Genomic DNA, 549 nt, shown 5'->3' with positions numbered 1-549 from the left:
ATCCTGGCCGTGCTGGCACAGCTCGCCCCCGGCGCCACCGTGACCGAGTCCGAGCCCGGGGTCACACTGTTCGCCGACCCTCGATGGGTGCAGAATCTTCTACAGCACAGCGGTTTTCATGACGTGCGGGCAACGACGTTCGATTCACGCACAACGGCGGGCCGCGACGCGGACGACGCCGCGGAGTTCCTCATGGCGGGCAGTTTGCGCTCACTCGTGCGCGATCTGGATCCGGACACCCGAGCGCACGCACACAAGGCAATCGCCACGACCCTCCGACCACTGGAACGCTCCGACGGTGTCGTCCTGCCCGCCACCGGCCTGTGCTACACCGCACACATCCGGTGATACCGACCCGGCCTCCGCTCGGGTCGACGAGATCGGATCCTTCCGGTGGCCGTGTCCTCGTGCAGCGGGGCGCCGGTAGTCGAGCCTGGTGGATGCGTCTGGTTGCCCCGGTCCAGAGCCGGTGTCCGCGTCCACCATTGCCCGGATACCGGGACCGCTCGATCGTCGCTCCTGGTTCGACCACGGTCAGGACTATGCCAA

At 67.4% G+C, this 549-nt stretch carries 1 pseudogene; it reads left to right on the top strand.

From position 1 onward, the window contains the following. Positions 1–348, top strand: a pseudogene (locus NV1_RS44660) (hypothetical protein); the annotation flags it as partial. Positions 349–549: the final 201 nt, after the last annotated feature.

Origin of the sequence: Nocardia vaccinii NBRC 15922 (assembly GCF_001613305.1) — a bacterium.
Classification (GTDB): Bacteria; Actinomycetota; Actinomycetes; order Mycobacteriales; family Mycobacteriaceae; genus Nocardia; species Nocardia vaccinii.
The sequence above is the reverse complement of the archived record's forward strand: the minus strand, read 5'-3'. Positions and strand labels throughout refer to the sequence as shown.